The organism is Ponticaulis sp. (genome assembly GCF_029210165.1).
In the GTDB taxonomy this organism is placed as follows: Bacteria; Pseudomonadota; Alphaproteobacteria; order Caulobacterales; family Hyphomonadaceae; genus Ponticaulis.
In genome coordinates this window covers 190,397-208,537 of record NZ_JARGNT010000002.1, presented here as the reverse complement: position 1 = coordinate 208,537, position 18,141 = coordinate 190,397, and the positions used below count along the sequence as shown (strand labels likewise).

Here is an 18,141-nt window from a genome sequence, read left to right as displayed (position 1 = left end):
TATAATGAGTCAGGCAACAGTACTTCTAGCCGACGACGATGCCGGTATCCGTCTTATCGCCAGCCAAACCCTGATTGCTGAGGGTTATGCCGTGCGGTCGACAACCAATCCAACTGCTCTCATGCGGTGGGTTCGAAATGGTGACGGGGATCTTCTGATCACTGACGTCTATATGGGCGATGAATGCATTTTCGATATTATGCCGGAAATCCGCGCTGAACGCCCGGAGCTACCGATTATCGTAATCAGCGGACAAAGCACGCTCATGACAGCAATGTCTGCCACTGAGCACGGCGCATTCGATTATCTGCCAAAGCCGTTTGATATCGACGAGCTTGCTCAGATGACCAAACGAGCGCTTCAATCTCGCGAAGGTCAGAAAAAGCTGGATCGACCGGTCCGAGTATCAGACCCGCGTCTGACCGAAGCTGTGATTGGCCGGTCCGCTGCGATGCAGGAAGTCTTCCGCACTATGTCGCGGGTGAAGAACACGGCACTTACAATCCTGATCGAGGGCGAGTCGGGAACTGGTAAGGAAACGATTGCGCGCGCCATTCACGACCTCGGTAATCGCGAAACCAAGCCATTTGTACCGGTGAATATGGCCGCTGTTGAGCGCGATCGGATTGAAGCCGAGCTTTTCGGCGTTGTCGGTTCTGACGGTCAGGTTATTCCGGGTAAGGTCGCGCAAAGCGACGGTGGCACGCTCTTCCTCGATGAAGTCGGCGATATGCCTCTGGATGCGCAGACGCAGTTGCTTCGTTTCCTTCAGAATGGCGAGTTTTCGCCGGTTGGCTCTAATAAGGTAGATGTGTCTACGACCCGGGTCATTGCTGCCACGTCTCGCGATTTGCGGTCGTTGATCGAAGAAGGATCATTCCGGAACGATTTGTTCTATCGACTGAATGTAGTCACGATTGCAATCCCGCCGCTGCGTGCACGTAAGGATGATATTCCTGAGCTGGCAAAACGTTTTCTCAAACGCGCGGAAATGGACGGCCTTGGTCAAAAGACGATAGATGCGAAAGCGCTCAAACGGCTGTCGCTCCATGACTGGCCAGGCAATGTGCGTGAGCTGCAGAATGTTGTGATGCGCATGATCGCCCTTTCATCAGAGCCGATCATCAGCGAGGACCTTGTTCAGGCATCGCTCGTGTCCGAGCGTCGGCTTCCCAAGGAAAATGGTGCGAGCTTCGAACAGAAACTCCGCGACCTTCTCCGAGAGCACGTTGAACCAGACCTGCGGGCATTTAGTGAAGGCGAGGGCACGATTTATCATGACGTTGTTTCTATGGTCGAACGCCCTTTGATCGAGCTGGCGCTTAATGTCACTGGTGGAAACAAGGTTCGGGCCGCTCAATTGCTCGGTATGAATCGGAATACGCTTCGTAGTAAAATCAACACCTTGGAGATTGCATCTCCTGAGTGATCAGTTAGTGTGGCAATTGTGAAACAGTGTTGCCCGGTGGTAACGCAACGGAAGATTGCCATTGCTGCGTATTCTTGATCAGTCAGTATTCCGTTTCTTTGGTCGATGGACGCAGTTTGTGTTCCTGCTGGCGAGCTTTATCGCCGTTATCGTAACGTTGGTTTCTTTCTCCGGTTTTGGTCCGATCAGGCCTGCTTCGGCATCCATGATCGGGCTCCAGATTGTAAATTTCATTCTAATCGGAGCTTTGGCGTTTTACGTCATTCGTGACTTTTACGCCCTGTCTCAACAAAGCGAGACATCCACTCGCGCACAGGGCAGCGGGAAGCTGGCCCGGCAATTTGCCATGTCTTTTGGATTCGCTGCGGTCATGCCGGCGATTCTCGTCGCGTTGTTTCTGGGAACTTCCCTCAATCGAGGTATCGAAAACTGGTTCTCCGAACGAATTCAAAGCATCGTAGAAACCAGTGCGGATGTCGCGCGATCAAATCTCCAGTCAATCGCCGACGATATCAGGCTTGATGTCGGAATTATGGGGCTCGACCTGAACGCGGCAGTCGTCGGCTTTGAGACCGAGCCTGAGATTTTCACTGAGTTTCTTGTTCAGCAGGCTAGCTTCCGTGAGTTTCCGGGTGCGTTTCTACTGAACGAGACGGGCGATATTGTTCTGGCAACGGATGCGCAGAGCCGACGGGCATTTCAGCCACCTCGCGCAGATATGTTCGCAACGGCTCAAGCCGGCGACGTCGCTGTCCGTTTGGATAACTCGACGTCCCAGTTTTGGGCGCTCTACAAACTTCAGGCGTTCGACGAAACATATCTCTACACGGCACGTCCCATCGCGCCGCAAATGCTGCAAAGCCTTGTTCAGGCAGAGCAGACCGTCAGCGACTATCGCCTTGCAGAAGACCGAAGCCGCAGACTACAGGTCATCTTCCTGCTTGGTTTTATTCAGATCACGGTGCTGATCCTGTTATTCTTCCTCAGATTCGGTGTTCGTTCAGCAGCGGAGATTTCCAGCCCGATCCTTCGCCTTGCTGACGCAGCTGACGATGTGCGACGAGGATATCTCAAGGCTCAGGTTCCGATGCCAACAAGCGATAACGAAGTGGCAGACCTCACTGCATCCTTCAACGCAATGACCGAGCAGCTGCTTGAGCAACGGGACACTATCGATTTGGCTCATAGGGATGCGATCGAGCGCTCTCGATTCATTGAAACAGTTCTGGAAGGTGTATCGGCCGGTGTTGTTCGCACCGACGAGAACCTACGTGTGACCCTCTCCAACCGGTCAGCTAGGAGCATGTTTCCTCAGTTTGATAGCGACGAAGAAGTCTGTTTGTTCGAAGTGCTTCCAGAGTTCGCTCAACTCGCGGCTGATGCTCTCGCAGAGAATTCACGACGTGAGAAGACAATCGTCATCGATGAAGGAGGCTCTCAGACGCACTTCGTCCTGAGGATCTCTCCGGAAGCAGGCGAAGAACCGGGCTGCATCATTACCTTTGATGACAATACCCGTCTCATCAACGCTCAAAGGCAAACGGCCTGGAGAGATGTGGCGCGTAGGATCGCGCATGAAATCAGAAACCCGCTCACGCCAATCCAGCTATCGACCGAGCGACTTAGGCGCCGATATCGCAAGCTGATTGATAAAGACGATACAGTCTTCGACAAATGTACCGACACAATTCTCCGTCAGGTGACTGATATTGGCCGGATGGTTGAAGAATTTTCTTCCTTTGCGAGGATGCCAAAACCCGAAGTTCGGGAATTCGATCTTATGGAAATCGTGCGCAGTTCCATTTTTGGCAACAGACTAACGCTTCCAGAAATCAATATCAGCCTGAACTCGGACCTGCGGAACGTGGAAATGGCGGGCGATGATCGTCTACTGGGCCAAGTTCTGACGAACTTGATCAAGAATGCTGGCGAAGCAGTCCGGCGTCGTTTCGAAGAAATTGATACCATCGAAGACGACAAGCCAGAGATTATCGTGAGCGTAGAAGCGACCAACGATACGGTCACGGTTGAAATCGAAGATTCTGGACCGGGCTTTCCGCGCGAAAATCGGAGCCAGTTCCTCGAACCGTATTTTACGACGCGGGAGCAGGGAGTCGGCCTCGGTCTCGCTATCGTGAACCGGATTGTGTTGGATCACGGCGGGCATTTGACGCTGCTTGACCGTAAAGATCAAAAATGTGGAGCTCGAGTGGCTGTTCAGCTGCCGATCTCGGGTCCGTCTGAAGAAACTGTATCTAGCTGGGCTCTTTCGGAGGAGCGTGTGTAATGTCTGCAGAAGTTCTAGTTGTTGATGATGAACCTGATATCCGCGACCTCGTCGGAGGTGTGCTTGAGGATGAAGGGTATATCGTCCGCACGGCTTCAACCGCTGAAGGTGCGTTAGCGGCAATCTCTGAGCGCAAGCCGGACCTAGTTGTCCTGGATGTCTGGCTTCAGGGTAGCGGTATGGACGGTCTTGAGATGCTTCAATACCTGAAGTCTATCGATGAGATTATGCCTGTAATCGTGATTAGTGGTCACGGGTCGATCGAAACTGCTGTCACTGCCATTCGGCGCGGCGCGTATGACTTTCTCGAAAAGCCGTTCAAATCAGACAGACTTCTGGTCATCGTAGAGCGTGCTCTGGAAACAGCAGCGCTGAAACGCGAAAATACTGCGCTTAAAGTGCACGAGTCTGTCGGCGACGAGCTATTGGGGAATTCTGCCGCAGCGACCCAGCTTCGTCAGTCGATCGAAAAGGTTGCGCCTACGAATTCCAGAATCCTGATTTCTGGCCCACCGGGGTCCGGCAAGGAACTGGCCGCAAAGGTCATCCACGAAAACTCGAAACGGTCCTCGAGGCCATTTATCGCCGTTAATGCTGCCTCCATCACACCAGACCAAATGGAAGTAGAACTGTTTGGCCGCGAAGGCGTGGACGGGAAGGTCCAGGCTGTAGGGCTGTTCGAACAGGCTCATCGTGGCACTCTGTTTCTTGACGAGATCGGCGAGATGCCGCTTGGCACGCAAAACAAGATACTGCGCGTACTGACCGAGCAACGTTTCAAACGGGTAGGCGGTAAAGCAGATGTCACTGTAGACGTCCGGCTGATCAGCTCGACCACATCCGATCTGAAGCAAAGGATTGAACGCGGCGATTTCCGAGAGGACCTGTTTTTCCGTGTGAATGTTGTACCACTTTCTGTGCCGTCCCTTGCGGACCGCAGGGAAGATATTCCTGATCTGGTCCGCCATTTCGTCATGCGCTCCCGAAGCTCCCTTGGCCTCAGTCCACGAATGTTCAGTGATGAAGCATTGGCTGTTCTTCAGTCTGCGCCATGGCCGGGAAATGTGCGCCAGCTGAAAAACATTGTTGAGCGCGTACTCATCCTTTCTGGCGAGAATCGCGGATCGGTCCAGCCACACGAGCTGCCGAACGATGAGACAGATTACGGGCGCGAAGCAAAACCAAAAACATCACTCGAAGTGATCGGTATGACGCTGCGGGACGCACGTGAGCAATTCGAGAAAGAATACCTTTCCTTGCAGATTACGCGTTTTGGCGGGAATATCTCGCGGACGGCTGCGTTCATCGGAATGGAACGGTCTGCGTTACACCGGAAACTCAAGTCTCTCGGTGTCGATCCATCAAACTCTACGCGAGACTAGGTTCGGGACATGAAAATTATCATCTGTGGTGCCGGCCGCGTGGGGCAGGGGATTGCGCGCCGTCTTTCGCTGGATGGGCACAGTGTTGCTGTGATCGATGAAGATCCGGCTCTCATCCAGTCTATCACGTCCGAGCTCGAAGTTCAGGGTTTTACCGGGCATGCGGCACACCCTCAGGTTCTGCGCGCAGCAGGAGCCGATGACGCTGACATGCTGGTCGCGGTCACCTATTCCGACGAAGTGAATATGGTGACCTGTCAGGTCGCTCACGTGCTCTTTCAGGTGCAGACGAAAATTGCGCGTATTCGGTCCCGTGCGTATTTCAGTAAACGATCCGGCGATCTGTTTGGTCGCGATGGTCTGGCGATCGACGTCGTGATTTCGCCGGAGAAAGCCGTTGCTGATTCGGTTATCCAGCGGCTTGAGACGCCAGGCGCCTTCTTCTCCGTTCCTTTTTCAAACAATAAAATTCGTGTCGTCGGCCTTGATGTCCATAAGGACATGCCGCTCGCGCGAACAACACTGTCCCAGTTGGATGAGTTGTTCCCCGGATTGAATATCCAGATCCTCGCTGTCCTGCGGAACGACCATTTGTTCGCAATCCGGCCTTCTGACCAGTTGATAGAGGGCGACAAAGTCTATCTAGCCATTGAAACCCAACAGACAGACAGACTCACCGAGCTTCTGGGCATTAACCCCGGCGGAGACCAGAGGGTCATTATACTCGGTAGCGGCAATATCGGCATGTATGTCGCCGAACAGCTTGAAAAAAGAAAAGGCCGAAAAGTTCGCCTCATCGAAAGCGACCTTAAAAATGCGGAACGTGCAGCAGCGCAGTTGAGCCGCTCCATCATCATTCACGGAGATGGTCTCAACCCGGAGATCCTTCAGGAAGCTGGAATTGATAAAGCGGATGCCGTGATAAGCTTGACGAACGATGACAAGGTCAACCTACTCGCATCTGCGATGTCTAAGCGTCTTGGCGCCAAAAAGACCATCTCGCTGGTGAATGCCCCCGAGCTTGCAATGATCCATCGCCCCCTCGACGTCGATGTAATGGTTGATCCGCGTGCCGTAACCGTCTCTCAAATTCTACTGCGCTTGCGTCGTGGGCGTATCCTGTCGCTCTTCTCAATTGCCGGCGGGCGAGGCGAGCTTGCCGAAGGCGAAGTGCTAGAGCATTCCTTGCTTCTGGAAAGCGATCTCACCAGAGACACACTGCCTGAAGGTGTTGTCGCCGGCGGATTGCTCCGTGATGGAGAGTTATTGATGCCGAAGAAGGGGTTGAAGGTCAAAGTTGGTGACCGTGTAGTCCTTTTCTATGAGAAAGATCGCGTCAAAAAGGTAGAGAAGCTTTTCCGCGCAAGCTCTGCATATTTCCTCGGATAGTAGAAGGATCGCCGATCTGTGAACTGGATCATCCTGATACGCGCGCTTAGCGGGTTTTTCGCAGCTCTCGCTGTACCCACGACGCTTTGCGCACTTTGGGCGTTCGGGAATGACCATTATGTTCAGGCGTCTTTGTTCATCCTCGTTTTGACCATTCTCATAGTGGGCAGCGCTGTATTCCGGATTGCTTCGAAGGGGCACCGCACGTCAGATGCCAGGCCGCGGGATGTTATTGGCTTCTTGATAGCTGCATGGATATCCCTCGCATTTATTGGCGCGATCCCGTTTGTGAACGCGGCTGGCGATCGTTTGGTGGTCGCTTTGTTTGAGTCGGTTTCCAGTGCGACGACTACAGGCACAACCTTGCTACCTGACGAGTTCAGCCTGCTTGCCAGCCTGTTTGCGTGGAGGGGAATTCTTCACCTTACTGGCGCAATCCTGTCCATTGGCGGAATGGTCATGGTCGTTAGAATGGTTGGCACGTCGGTGCCCGGCCTTGATGCAAAGACGACAGCAATCTCGTTACCCGGAATAGCTCATCAGGGGTTGTTTCGAATTTTCTGGGCCGTGGGTGCTCTGGTGTTGCTACTATCGACAATCTCCGGAGCGCTCTTGTTGGCGGACGGCTATTCCATCAGGGAAGCATTTGGCTTGTCGGTCAGTGCTGTAACATCAGGACGCGTTTTCGGATTCGACGAAGCCGTTGACTCTATGTCTGGCTTTGGTGCGACAGTACTGATCGTAACGATTTTCATCGGAATGTTGAATGCTGTGCTGGTGTTCAACTCACCGCGTAAGCCTCTTGAACTCCTCTTTGATGCAGAGACCATAACATTGGCTACGATTGCGGTAATCCTGTCGGCACTTATCGTTTATCTGTTCAATGGTCAGCACCATCTTTCAACCGCAATCGGTGTTGCTGTTTCCATCATGTCGACATCCGGCCTGTTCATTTCACCGGGACATCTTCTCGATATTCCGGTGCCCGTTCTTTTATTCTTCGGTTTTATGGGTGGGGCTGCAATCTCAGCGACCGGGGGCATGAAAATTTACCGGATGCTTGTTCTACTAAGTCAGGCGGGGAACGAATTTTCTAAGCTGGCACAACCACATGCAGTGACGCGCGCTCAGGCAAACGAATCGCAGATACCAGCCAGATTTGTTCTCACCGTCTGGGCTTATCTTGTCGGTTTCGCGATGCTCTCCATTGTCCTCGCCGCCATTCTTGCCCTCAATGGGGCGACCTTTGAGCAGGCCATCGTGTCTTCGCTCGGTAGCATCACGAACTCGGCAGCGCTTTTGACACTCGAGTGGATCGATAATTCATGGTCGCGTACTTTTTCCGAGCTGATTCTATCCATCTTTATGGTATTGGGTCGATTAGAGCTTCTTTTGCTTGCGTCTTTGTTTTTTAGCGACCGCTAATCAGGATTTGATGGTCGATTTTCAGTTTTTTATTATGCAGCGCACAGTATTTCGCGTTTGCGACAACAGAACCCGTTGCGATTTATCGATAAAAAAGTTAGCGCAGTAATCAGAGCCTAGATCCAAATTGAAAATAAGAAAGACTCCAGGATGTCGTCGGACAAAAAACAAAATCTTCAAGACACATTCCTAAATGCCGTCCGCAAATCGCGTACTCCACTCACAATCTTCCTTGTGAATGGCGTAAAACTGCAGGGCGTTGTCACTTGGTTTGACAACTTTTGTGTGCTCCTGCGTGGCGACGGCCGTCCACCGCAACTGGTTTATAAGCATGCGATCTCTACGATCATGCCAATGCAACCAGTTCAGCTTTTCGAAGCTGATGACATGGACGACGGACACGGTTGATTTCGTCAACAGACGCTAATTCAGAACCGGTTGTTTCAGCCGCCGTGATCCCTCTGATAGAGGGCAGGGCAGTTGTGCGCCAAACGCTGCGTGAGGAAGAAACTCGGGGGCTCGTAGAGGCCCTCGGGAGCAACTGTGCGTTTGTGAAAACAGTGCACATTCGGAACCCAAGTCCTTCGCACCTTTTCTCGTCGGGAATTCTCGAGAATATCCGACAAGAGCTTGAGGCGAGCGGATGTGAGCTGTTCGTCGTCGACGGCGATCTAACGCCAATCCAGCAGCGTAACCTCGAACGCTACCTGTCGTGCAAAGTAATTGATCGCACGGGGCTGATTCTTGAGATTTTTGGTTTGCGTGCCCGTACAAAGGCGGGCCGTCTGCAGGTAGAGACTGCACGTCTGGCCTATGAGAGATCACGTCTTGTTCGAACCTGGACCCACCTGGAACGCCAACGAGGTGGACGAGGGTTCATAGCCGGTCCCGGCGAAACACAGATTGAATCCGACCGCAGAATGATTGACGGCGCTTTGCTGCGCCTCAAAAAGCAATTGTCGGAAGTAGAACGAACGAGAAATGTGCAGCGGTCAGATCGCAAGTCCCGCGACCTGCCTGTAATCGCTTTGGTGGGCTACACGAACGCGGGAAAATCAACTCTGTTCAACACGCTTTCATCAGCGAACGTTTTCGCGAAGGATATGCCTTTCGCAACGCTTGATCCGACGATCAGGGCAATCGAATTGGATTCCAACCATAAAGCAGCCCTTGTGGACACTGTCGGGTTCATAACAGACCTGCCGACAAGTTTGATTGAGTCCTTTAAAGGCACGCTCGAGGAGGCCGTCGAAGCTGATATCATCCTACATGTGCACGATGCGTCATCACCGGATGTCTACCAGCAATCAGAAGACGTCATTGAGATTTTGGACAGTCTTGAAGAGATGGTTGGCACCACGCTTCCACCTATACTCGACGTCTGGAACAAGATTGACCGTCTTGATGAGGCTGAACGCGAAAGCCTGGAAGCAAGAGGCGAGGACCCGTTGACGGGGAGGGAGAGGGTCTTCATCTCCGCGACAACTGGAATAGGTCTTGAATCACTTAAATCCTCAATAAAATCAATTATCTATAGACATGCGCAGGATTATGTGATAGGGTTCGACACAAATTCGGGCGAGGTTCGTGGTTGGCTGTACCGAAATACTGAAGTTTTTGATATCGAAGATGATGCTGACACCATGCAGACAACGGCAACCGTGCGATTGGATACGCGGGCTTTTGGACAGCTGAATTCCAGGTTTCCGGACGTTATTATAAGCAAAGCCTAGCGGGGTCTCATGCTTACTGCTGCTCTTCACCTTTAACGCGCTGCCACAGCGCTTCCTGGTCTGTTAGCGATAAGGTCTCAAAGCCAATTCCTTCAGCTCGCGTTGCTGACTCCATGGCCTCAAAACGTCCTTCAAACTTTGCGTTTGCCTTTTTAAGAACGTCTTCTGCCTCAAACCCCGATTTGCGGCACACATTCACGAGCACAAACATTAAGTCACCCAGCTCTTCTTCTATGTGTCGTAGATCGCCTGAAGAGGTTGCGTCCTTCACTTCCGTCAGTTCCTCGTCCACTTTAGACAATACAGCTTCCACATCAGGCCAGTCGAACCCGACACGAGCTGCACGTTTCTGAAGCTTCTGAGCACGGATCATAGCTGGAAGCGTACGCGCTACGCCGCTGAGCGCTCCAACGGGTTTATCCTCTGAACCGCTTTCATCTCGTTCCTTGGCCTTCTGTTCTTCCCAAGCGACCGTTTGCGCATCTGCATCGCGATGCTCTTCATCGCCGAACACATGCGGGTGGCGCACTTCCATTTTGTCAGAAATCGTTTCAGCTACATCATCGAAATCGAAATAGCCTTTCTCGTTCGCCATCTGAGAGTGGAACACGATCTGGAACAACAAATCTCCGAGTTCACTCTTCAGTTCGGCATAGTCCTCTCGTTCAATCGCATCAGCAACCTCGTAGGCTTCTTCAATCGTGTAGGGCGCTATGGTTTTAAAATCTTGCTCCAGATCCCACGGACAGCCCTTAACCGGTGTACGCAAGGCTTTCATAATGCCGCGCAGTCGATCTATTTGCTTCGTCATAGAGCGCTCCGATAGTCAAAACTAAAAATACGCATAATCAATATTATGGGAAACAAGGCCTGCGTAACCATCATAACCGACGTCCACATTGGCGGGCGTTTCTGTCATCACCGTTTCATAGTCCATGTCGATATGAAGATTAGTCAAAACGGCGCGTTTTGGCTGTAATGTCTCAACCCACTTCATGGCTTGGTCCAAATTGGCATGAGACGGATGCTTGGCGTAACGCAATGCGTCTAGAATGATGACATCCAGGCCGTGCAGTCTTTCGAGTGATGCGTCCGGAAGTTTCGCCACGTCGTTACAGTATGCGAAATTGCCAATCCTGAATCCCAGACTCCTTATAGAGCCGTGTTCCTGATCCACAGGCATGACGTGGACTGGAAAAACACCCTCTTCGACGACGAACGGGCGATAGGCTTCAATCACCGGCTTTGCGTCGAGTATTGGCGGATAAGAAGACTGCTCAGGCTGACGAAAGCAATAACTGAACCGTTCGGTCAGGTCCGTCATTGTGAAATCATCGGCATAGATTGGCATCCGCTTGCGCTGCTCATATACGAGCACGCGAAGGTCATCGATGCCATGCGCCTGATCCGCGTGTGCGTGGGTGTAGAGCACGGCGTCGACGGTTCCAATATCGTTTCGAAGAAGCTGCTCGCGCATCTCAGGAGACGTGTCGATGAGCAGCGACACGACCTCGCCCACACTGTTTTTAATTTCTATGTGCGCGCTACAGCGCGAGCGTCTGTTGCGTGGATTACCCGGATCACAGACGCCCCAATCGTTCCCAATTCGAGGAACGCCGCCAGACGATCCTGTACCGAGGAGCGTATATTTTAGCTCCATCAGGCCACTTCCTCGCTCTCGGATATTCTTGAGAACAAACGCAGCGCATTTTGCGATGTTCTCTTAGCCGTTTCCTCGAAGCTCCATCCTTTGAAGTCTCCCACATATCTACAGATATGTTCCAGATACGCAGGCTCATTGCGGCGACCACGCATTGGTACAGGCGCCAGATACGGACAGTCGGTCTCGAGAATGATCCGGTCTTCCGGAAACAGCGAAGCGACGTGGCGAACGTCATGCGCGTTTTTGAACGTCATAATTCCGGAAACAGAAAAGTATGCCCCGAGCCCCATTGCGCGCCGCGCCAGTTTCTCGCCACTGGTATAACAATGCATGAGAATACCGAATGGCTTTCGCTTGAAGTGTTGTTCCAGCAAATCGCCGGTTTCCTCGTCCGCCTCGCGCGTGTGAACGATAACCGGCAGCCCGGTTTCCTGAGCAGCTTCAATCTGCGCGCTGAAGACCTTCTTCTGATCATCGACGTCGCTATATCCGTAATGCTGATCCATACCCGCTTCTCCGATCGCGACGACTTTCGGATCCACCGCGCGCTCTACGAGCCAATCTGACGTAAGCCATTGGTGATCTTTCGCATAGTGCGGATGGCAGCCGACAGAACGCCACATGTCCAAGTTCTGCTGTGTGATCTCAGCGATGGCGTCGATGTTTTCGGGTTTGTCACAGATTGAAAGAAACCGCGTTACCCCAGCGTCCCGTGCGCGCTTCAGGACGTCATCGCGGTCTTCGTCATAGACTTCACCATGCAGGTTTACGTGGGTATCAAACAGCATCAGGCCGTAGCTCTCATTTCATTAGACAAGTCACGCAACAAACCTAAAAGCTGCGATGATTGTTCCGCCAGATCGAGATTTAGTCGCCGCGCTTTGGTTCGAACATTGTAAAGTCTGGACCAGTAGGACGCATATAACGATCTGGAATCGCCAGACGACTCGCTTTGAGCCATGTCCGAGAATTTCTTTGCTAGAAAACTCGACGCGAGTTCCAGGTGCAATTCAGATTTACTGATCTTTGCCATGACTGACGGCATTCGATGAGCTGAGATGCCAGGCCAATCTGCCAAGGCAGTTTTCAAGTCACGTAGCAACTCAACTCCGCCATCAAGAGCCGTCATTTCTCGTAGGCGTCCAGGTGAGCCCTCACACAGAATAAGCAGCTCTTCGTTGATATCCTCTCCGTCCAGGCAAGCTCTGAGACCGGCATCTCTCAAACGACTGAAATTCAACTTCACGCACCGAGACCTGATCGTCGGCAACAAACTGGCTGACCCGTGATGGATGAGGATAAGAAGACATTTCTCCGGAGGCTCTTCGAGCGTCTTCAACAAGGCATTGGCGCTATTGGAATTGAGCTCGTCCACAGAGTCTACAATAGCGACCCTGTAGCCTCCCTGAGCCGCTCTCAGCTCGAAAAAACCGTTCATGTCTCGGATAACGTCGACAGAAATGGCTTGAGGTAGTTTTCCGTTATTATCAGGTGCTCGTTGCACCTGTCGGAAGTCGGGGTGAGCTCCAGTCGAAATCTTATGCGCGATCTCATCCCCGTCATCGACAGTCAGCGTTCCGTCCCCAAGTTGATAGTCTGCACCCAGAACGACAGAAGCCAACATATGAGCGGCATGAGCCTTTCCGACCCCAACCGGACCTTCAAAAAGCCACGCGTGAGGAAACCGACTGCTGTTAAAACGTTCGAGGAAGGCTGAAACAGCGATATCGTGTCCGAGAAGCTTTTCCATCATCGCTTTATCCGGCCTTTGTCACGGTCGATGTGATGATTTCGTCTGCAGCGTCAATCAGTTCATCGGGCGTCTGCAGCGCGTTTAGCACAACGATCCGTCGAGGTTCAGCCGCCGCGATGTCGAGAAACCGCTTTCGCACTGTTCTGTGGTAATCAATCGACCGTCGCTCGAAGCGATCGGTGTTTTGCCCGCGTTGTTGGCGCCGTTCAAGCAAATCAGACGGGTCTGCATCAAGAAGAATTGTAAGATCAGGCAGCAAGCCGCCGGTCGCGAGCGCTTCTATCTTTTCGAGATCCGAAGCGCTGATCCGGCTACCCTGATAGGCGCGCGTGGAGTCGATGTAGCGGTCACACAAAACCCAGCTTCCATGCTTCAGAGCAGGTTCAATTTTTTGCTCCACATGGTTTCGACGTGCCGCAGCCAGAATGAGTGCTTCCGTAGTCGGCGAGGCGTCCTCTTCATTGAATGTCGGATCAAGCAAAACATTACGTAATGCTTCTGCGATGGGCGTTCCACCTGGCTCACGGGTGCAGACAACGTCTGCGTCGCGGCCTTCCAAGCGAGTAGCCAAGCCCGTGAGCAAGGTCGTCTTGCCCACGCCTTCACCGCCTTCAAACGATATGAAAAGGTTCTTTGTCACCCGCCACCTATTGCGGAAGAATCTTCTGGGACAAACCTTCAATTGCCCGAGAGAGCAATCCCGCCCTTGAGACGCCTGTAGCTGCGGCTACCGGGTATTCACCAATAAGCGTGTCACCATTGGAGACCTCAAGTCGGCCGACAATATCGCCTTCGGCGACAGGGGCAGTCACTGTCTCGTTCCACACAACTTCAGCTCTGAGATTGTTTCGCTCTGCACTCGCAAATGCAATTGTCACATCTTCTGTGAGCACTGCAGACACAGTTGGGTCCGTACCCAGCCAGACAGGCACGTCAGCGAGCGCATCTCCAGCCGAATACGGTGTGGCGATGGAGAACTCGCGAAAGGCCGATCTCATGATCCGCTCTGCTTCACGCGCGCGCTCCGTTTCGCTTTCCAGACCATTGATGACAATATTCCGGCGAACGCCATTCTCAATTGCAGAGCCTACAAGGCCGTAGCCTGAAGCGGACAGATGGCCGGTTTTCATACCGTCCGCACCCTGGAAGCGCGAAAGCAAGGGATTGCGGTTCGGCTGACGAATGCCTCCCCATTCAAACGCCGGAACGGAATAAATTTCGTAATAATCCGGGAAATTCTCGATAGTGAGCTGAGCTAGCGTCGCCAGATCGTGGGCACTGATTTCGTGACCTTCAGAATAGAGGCCAGTAGCATTGTGGAATTCAGCGCTATCGAGCCCGAGTTCCTGAGCTCGGGCTGTCATGAGTTGTGCGAAAGCTTCTTCGGACCCTGCAATGCCTTCAGCAACGACGATACATGCGTCGTTACCAGACTGCACGATAATACCGTGAAGGAGGTCCATAACGCTGACCTCCTCACCGATCGCCAATCCCATGGTCGAGCCACCAGACGCCCATCCGCCTTCTCGCCATGCGCGCTCACTGACGGTGAAGGTATCATCCGGCTGCAGGCGTCCGTCAGCCAAGCGTTCAAACACCATGTAAGCGGTCATGATCTTCGTCATAGACGCAGGGACCATCGGCTCGTCAGCATTATGCGAATACAGAACTACGCCAGTCTCGTGATCGACGATGATTGCCTGCGCGGCCGTAGTTTCAAAAGCGGCAGCGGGAAGCGCAACGCACATACCTGCGCAGAGAGATAGAATCACAGAAAAAATTTGTTTCATTCCATTACTTTCACATGAAAACGGCACCCCTGAAAGGAGTGCCGTTGAATGGTGTCTAAATCAAGGAAAGCCGGACGTTCTTCACGGATTTTCGATCAGAATACCTTCATGCCCGAGACGCGCCATTGTCTGCTGGTTATTGCGAGCCGCATCTTCAGTCGCATAAGGGCCGAGAACAACGCGATAATAGCGTGAACCATTCACAGTAGCGAAGACCACATTCACGTCGGAATTGAGCTGGGACACTTCCGTGCGGAATGCTTCTGCGTTCGAGCGATCACGAAACGAGCTCAGCTGCACATAGTGTGATGGAACGGTCTCCATAACTGTAGCTGGCATAATCGGAGCTTGTTCTGAGTGGTAGGCCACATCGAACAGCTCGGTTTCATATGGATCAGGTTGCTGGATTGGCGGCGCATGGTCTGCGCGAGGCGCCGGGCCGAGATACCGTACACGAACTTCACCGCTGCCTGGCTCAATCAGGCTGATACGTTCAGCAGCGGCATGAGACAGATCGATTTCACGACCCCGTGCAAACGGTCCGCGATCATTCACACGAACGATCACGGTTTCATTCGTCTGCGTGTTCGTAACCTCAACATAACTAGGTAGTGGCAGGGTCGGGTGCGCTGCGGTGAAATCATACATATCGTACGTTTCGCCGTTCGCGGTCAGGCGCCCGTGGAAGCCCGGGCCATACCAGGACGCCATGCCGATATTGTCGTAAAACGGATTTTCTTCCGGCACATATGTGATGCCGTTGATAGTGTAAGGGTTTCCGACCTTCACATAGCTCGCATAGTCAACTGGATCGACATATGGAAGGCCTGCTTGCGTCACAGCATCAAACTGTGCGGTACGCTGGAGCGCCGGTTCCGTTCGGAGAGAGCCAGGAAGCGGCTCATCTGGGTACGCAAAAACGTCAGAGCGAACTGATCGGCGCGCGTGATGCCGCGCAGATGCGAATTGTTGTCCTGAAGCTTGTGGCTGACTACGTTGCGTCGCGCTGTCGTGTCCGTAACGGATAGGCGCAGAATTGCGATCGGCAGCGCCAGCCTGACTAGTAAGCGCAGTGCCCATCATTAATGCGACGGCTACAGCCCTGCTAAGGGCGTTTTTTTTGGTCAGGGACATATCTGGTCTTCCCTTGGTCTCGATTTTAAACACCCCTCGCCTGTTGCAAGGAGCTGGCCGGTTTTATTTTTCTCCTGGCCGATTTTGACCGTACGGACCGAAATTTCTCAAAGAGTTAACCCAAAAGCGCGGTTTTATTTACGCTTTTCTCGATAAAGCACCATTTTCGAACCGAATTAACTATTCGAGTTACCTGAACGCCGATGAATCTGAGGTGAATTTCGTGTTAAGGTAAAGCCGAAAACGCATGAAATTTTTTTTTGTCTCTTTTCGCCACTTGCCAAACGACAAAAATTATTTCATTTCGGCACACCTGACTGGATGAGTGGCAGAGTGGTCGATTGCGGCGGTCTTGAAAACCGTTGAACCGAGAGGTTCCGGGGGTTCGAATCCCTCCTCATCCGCCACCCTTCCCGGTGGTCAGACCTTTTCCCAGATTTCGATATTGTCTTTCCGGCCTACTGTGCACGGAAGCTGTGGCTCCAAAAGGATCGCCAGCGAATGCCGGTTCAGTAAATCAGTAATCAGGCCCCTGGATGCTTCTGAGGCGCTATTCACTGATAACCGCAAGCGGCGCTGAATATAGAGTATGTAAGGTTGAACAGCGACCTGAACCTGACCGTCGCCGTATCGAACCTCGGTCACGCCTATAGCGCGCTGAGATGGCTTGGCAGACACCTGCTCGCCATCGTCGGGGTTATTTTCCAGAAGCCACTGTCGCATAAAGTCGAAACGGTCGGAAACCTCATCGCTGTAATCGCGTCCGATGAGCTCAATCAAAGCGTGGAGGGTTTCCGGCATGTTCTCCAAAGATACGTCGGGAGCTCCCTGAACGTATTCCGGCACATCGTAGGCGCCAGCATTCATGCGCTCAGTCCATCTGTACACATTGGGCGCTTCTCGCTTCATGATGGCCTCAGGGACGGGATCACGCCCAAGGTGGGCGAATAGCGGCCCAAGCATTCCATAGTCTGCGAGTGTCGGCGCCTGTCCCAGGATAAACGGGTAGATACTGAAATGGGCATCCAGCTTTTTCAGAAGCGCTATGAACGATGCTTCGATGTGAGGAATTGATTGCTCTGTCACTCCAAGGATAGGCAGATAGCTGCGCATTTTATCCATCACCTTAGCGCTGGACAGGTCGTCAGAATCCAATCCGAACGCATGGTCAAGAAACTCTTTTTGATCCGGATAGAACGTCCATCGGTAATGCATCGCAGCTTTTAGCAGTGCCTGACTGCCATATAAAAAGAAGAGATAAGCGAGGCTCTTCATCGCAGCGTCTTCGGGTAACGCCGGGAATCGGGGCGACAGCGCTTCACCGGCCTCAATGATGTCGAGGCTATCCTGGATGACTGTGCCATCTGGCAGTTCCAACACGGGAATAATGCCGCGTTTGATTTGCGGATAAATTTTCGCGGCGAAATCCGGATGACGAGAGCTAACCTCCGACACGCCAAACTGGTTCATTCTGAGATAGGAGCGGGCGATGACCGTGTAATAAGAGTGAGGCAGACCGAATAACCGCGCGCCCTCAAAAGTTTTATCCGTCATGTGCGTTATCTCCCTGCTCTCTTTGCCTGAAAGGAATAACCCCGCCGCGATGAGTCGGCGAGGTCGCAGGAGATAAACTTTTCTAAGATGGCCCTATTCTTCGGCTCTGAAACGCTCGTGACAGCTTTCACAGCTTTCACCAACCACCCTGAACTGCGCTCTGATAGCGTCGCCATCATTAGCAACAGCGGCGGCAGAAAAGTCCGCTACGGAAGCCTGGAAGTCCTGAAGCGATTGCGCGAATGCATCCTCATCCTCCCAAACGGCACTTAGAGAGTCGGTCTCAAAGCCTGCCTCAGGTCCGCTACCCTCGGGAAACCAGCTCGCCATCTGGGGCGCATAGCTACGAATGGCTTGAATAGAGAAAATCGAAGTCGGGCTTGTTGGACGCCCTGCCCTTAGCTCGTCACCTACTGCTTTGAAAGCAGCCCCAAGATCATGAAAGTTCGCGCGGCGGGCTTCGATCTGATCCTTTATCGCTTGCTCTTCTTCCGAAAGCACGCGCGGCGGTTCACTGCCTCCCCCACATGATGCGAGCACTAAAGCTAAGGCCGGAAGAATACCTCTTCCGGCCGCTGACTTGATTAAGTCGAATTTCAAAC

Annotated in this window: 16 protein-coding genes and 1 tRNA gene; 8 read left to right on the top strand and 9 right to left on the bottom strand. The window is 52.7% G+C overall.

Annotated elements, in window-relative coordinates; translation table 11 throughout:
• Nucleotides 1-4: 4 nt before the first annotated feature.
• From P1U45_RS13000 to hflX, 7 genes are all read left to right on the top strand, one after another.
• The gene (locus tag P1U45_RS13000; protein WP_293618165.1) at nucleotides 5-1,429 is read left to right on the top strand and encodes a sigma 54-interacting transcriptional regulator; all 1,425 of its coding nucleotides are present in this window, start codon (nucleotides 5-7) and stop codon (nucleotides 1,427-1,429) included.
• 61 nt (nucleotides 1,430-1,490) lie between these two features.
• Nucleotides 1,491-3,716 (top strand): PAS domain-containing sensor histidine kinase, encoded by a 2,226-nt coding sequence (locus tag P1U45_RS12995; RefSeq protein ID WP_301059450.1) that lies wholly within the window; start codon nucleotides 1,491-1,493, stop codon nucleotides 3,714-3,716.
• The gene (locus P1U45_RS12990) at nucleotides 3,716-5,098 is read left to right on the top strand and encodes a sigma-54 dependent transcriptional regulator (protein WP_301059449.1); all 1,383 of its coding nucleotides are present in this window, start codon (nucleotides 3,716-3,718) and stop codon (nucleotides 5,096-5,098) included. Before P1U45_RS12995 ends, P1U45_RS12990 begins: the two co-directional genes overlap by 1 nt.
• 9 nt (nucleotides 5,099-5,107) lie before the next feature.
• Nucleotides 5,108-6,487 carry a Trk system potassium transporter TrkA gene (trkA, locus tag P1U45_RS12985; protein WP_301059448.1) on the top strand — a complete coding sequence of 460 codons (1,380 nt, stop codon included), beginning with the start codon at nucleotides 5,108-5,110 and terminating at the stop codon, nucleotides 6,485-6,487.
• A gap of 18 nt (nucleotides 6,488-6,505) precedes the next feature.
• Nucleotides 6,506-7,912, top strand: a complete 1,407-nt coding sequence (locus P1U45_RS12980) for a potassium transporter TrkG (protein WP_301059447.1) — start codon at nucleotides 6,506-6,508, stop codon at nucleotides 7,910-7,912.
• Between the two features lie 150 nt (nucleotides 7,913-8,062).
• Nucleotides 8,063-8,320, top strand: a complete 258-nt coding sequence (gene hfq, locus P1U45_RS12975; RefSeq protein WP_022695443.1) for an RNA chaperone Hfq — start codon at nucleotides 8,063-8,065, stop codon at nucleotides 8,318-8,320.
• Between the two features lie 44 nt (nucleotides 8,321-8,364).
• Nucleotides 8,365-9,645, top strand: a complete 1,281-nt coding sequence (gene hflX / locus P1U45_RS12970) for a GTPase HflX (RefSeq protein WP_366145008.1) — start codon at nucleotides 8,365-8,367, stop codon at nucleotides 9,643-9,645.
• 13 nt (nucleotides 9,646-9,658) lie between these two features.
• Here hflX and mazG read toward each other — a convergent pair whose 3' ends face one another.
• The 7 genes from mazG to P1U45_RS12935 form a co-directional block, all read right to left on the bottom strand.
• Nucleotides 9,659-10,456, bottom strand: a complete 798-nt coding sequence (gene mazG, locus P1U45_RS12965; protein ID WP_301059445.1) for a nucleoside triphosphate pyrophosphohydrolase — start codon at nucleotides 10,454-10,456, stop codon at nucleotides 9,659-9,661.
• Nucleotides 10,457-10,477: 21 nt separating this feature from the next.
• Nucleotides 10,478-11,305: an MBL fold metallo-hydrolase gene (locus P1U45_RS12960; RefSeq protein WP_301059444.1), complete on the bottom strand. Its 828-nt coding sequence runs from the start codon at nucleotides 11,303-11,305 to the stop codon at nucleotides 10,478-10,480.
• On the bottom strand, nucleotides 11,305-12,096 hold the full coding sequence (locus tag P1U45_RS12955; RefSeq protein ID WP_301059443.1) for a TatD family hydrolase: 792 nt from the start codon (nucleotides 12,094-12,096) through the stop codon (nucleotides 11,305-11,307). Before P1U45_RS12955 ends, P1U45_RS12960 begins: the two co-directional genes overlap by 1 nt.
• Entirely contained in the window at nucleotides 12,096-13,061 is a 966-nt protein-coding gene (locus tag P1U45_RS12950; protein WP_301059442.1) for a hypothetical protein, read from the bottom strand. Before P1U45_RS12950 ends, P1U45_RS12955 begins: the two co-directional genes overlap by 1 nt.
• A gap of 4 nt (nucleotides 13,062-13,065) precedes the next feature.
• Nucleotides 13,066-13,701, bottom strand: coding sequence for a dTMP kinase (gene tmk / locus P1U45_RS12945; RefSeq protein ID WP_301059441.1), 636 nt, complete (start codon nucleotides 13,699-13,701; stop codon nucleotides 13,066-13,068).
• 7 nt (nucleotides 13,702-13,708) lie between these two features.
• Nucleotides 13,709-14,851: a D-alanyl-D-alanine carboxypeptidase family protein gene (locus P1U45_RS12940; RefSeq protein ID WP_301059440.1), complete on the bottom strand. Its 1,143-nt coding sequence runs from the start codon at nucleotides 14,849-14,851 to the stop codon at nucleotides 13,709-13,711.
• An 81-nt stretch (nucleotides 14,852-14,932) separates the two neighbouring features.
• Nucleotides 14,933-15,985, bottom strand: coding sequence for a septal ring lytic transglycosylase RlpA family protein (locus P1U45_RS12935; RefSeq protein ID WP_301059439.1), 1,053 nt, complete (start codon nucleotides 15,983-15,985; stop codon nucleotides 14,933-14,935).
• Nucleotides 15,986-16,304: 319 nt separating this feature from the next.
• Here P1U45_RS12935 and P1U45_RS12930 point away from each other — a divergent pair.
• Nucleotides 16,305-16,392 (top strand) — tRNA-Ser (locus tag P1U45_RS12930).
• A gap of 13 nt (nucleotides 16,393-16,405) precedes the next feature.
• Here P1U45_RS12930 and P1U45_RS12925 read toward each other — a convergent pair.
• Both P1U45_RS12925 and P1U45_RS12920 read right to left on the bottom strand, forming a co-directional pair.
• Nucleotides 16,406-17,539 carry a glutathione S-transferase family protein gene (locus tag P1U45_RS12925; protein WP_301059438.1) on the bottom strand — a complete coding sequence of 378 codons (1,134 nt, stop codon included), beginning with the start codon at nucleotides 17,537-17,539 and terminating at the stop codon, nucleotides 16,406-16,408.
• A 93-nt stretch (nucleotides 17,540-17,632) separates the two neighbouring features.
• Nucleotides 17,633-18,139 carry a cytochrome c gene (locus tag P1U45_RS12920; RefSeq protein WP_301059437.1) on the bottom strand — a complete coding sequence of 169 codons (507 nt, stop codon included), beginning with the start codon at nucleotides 18,137-18,139 and terminating at the stop codon, nucleotides 17,633-17,635.
• Between the last annotated feature and the right edge of the window lie 2 nt (nucleotides 18,140-18,141).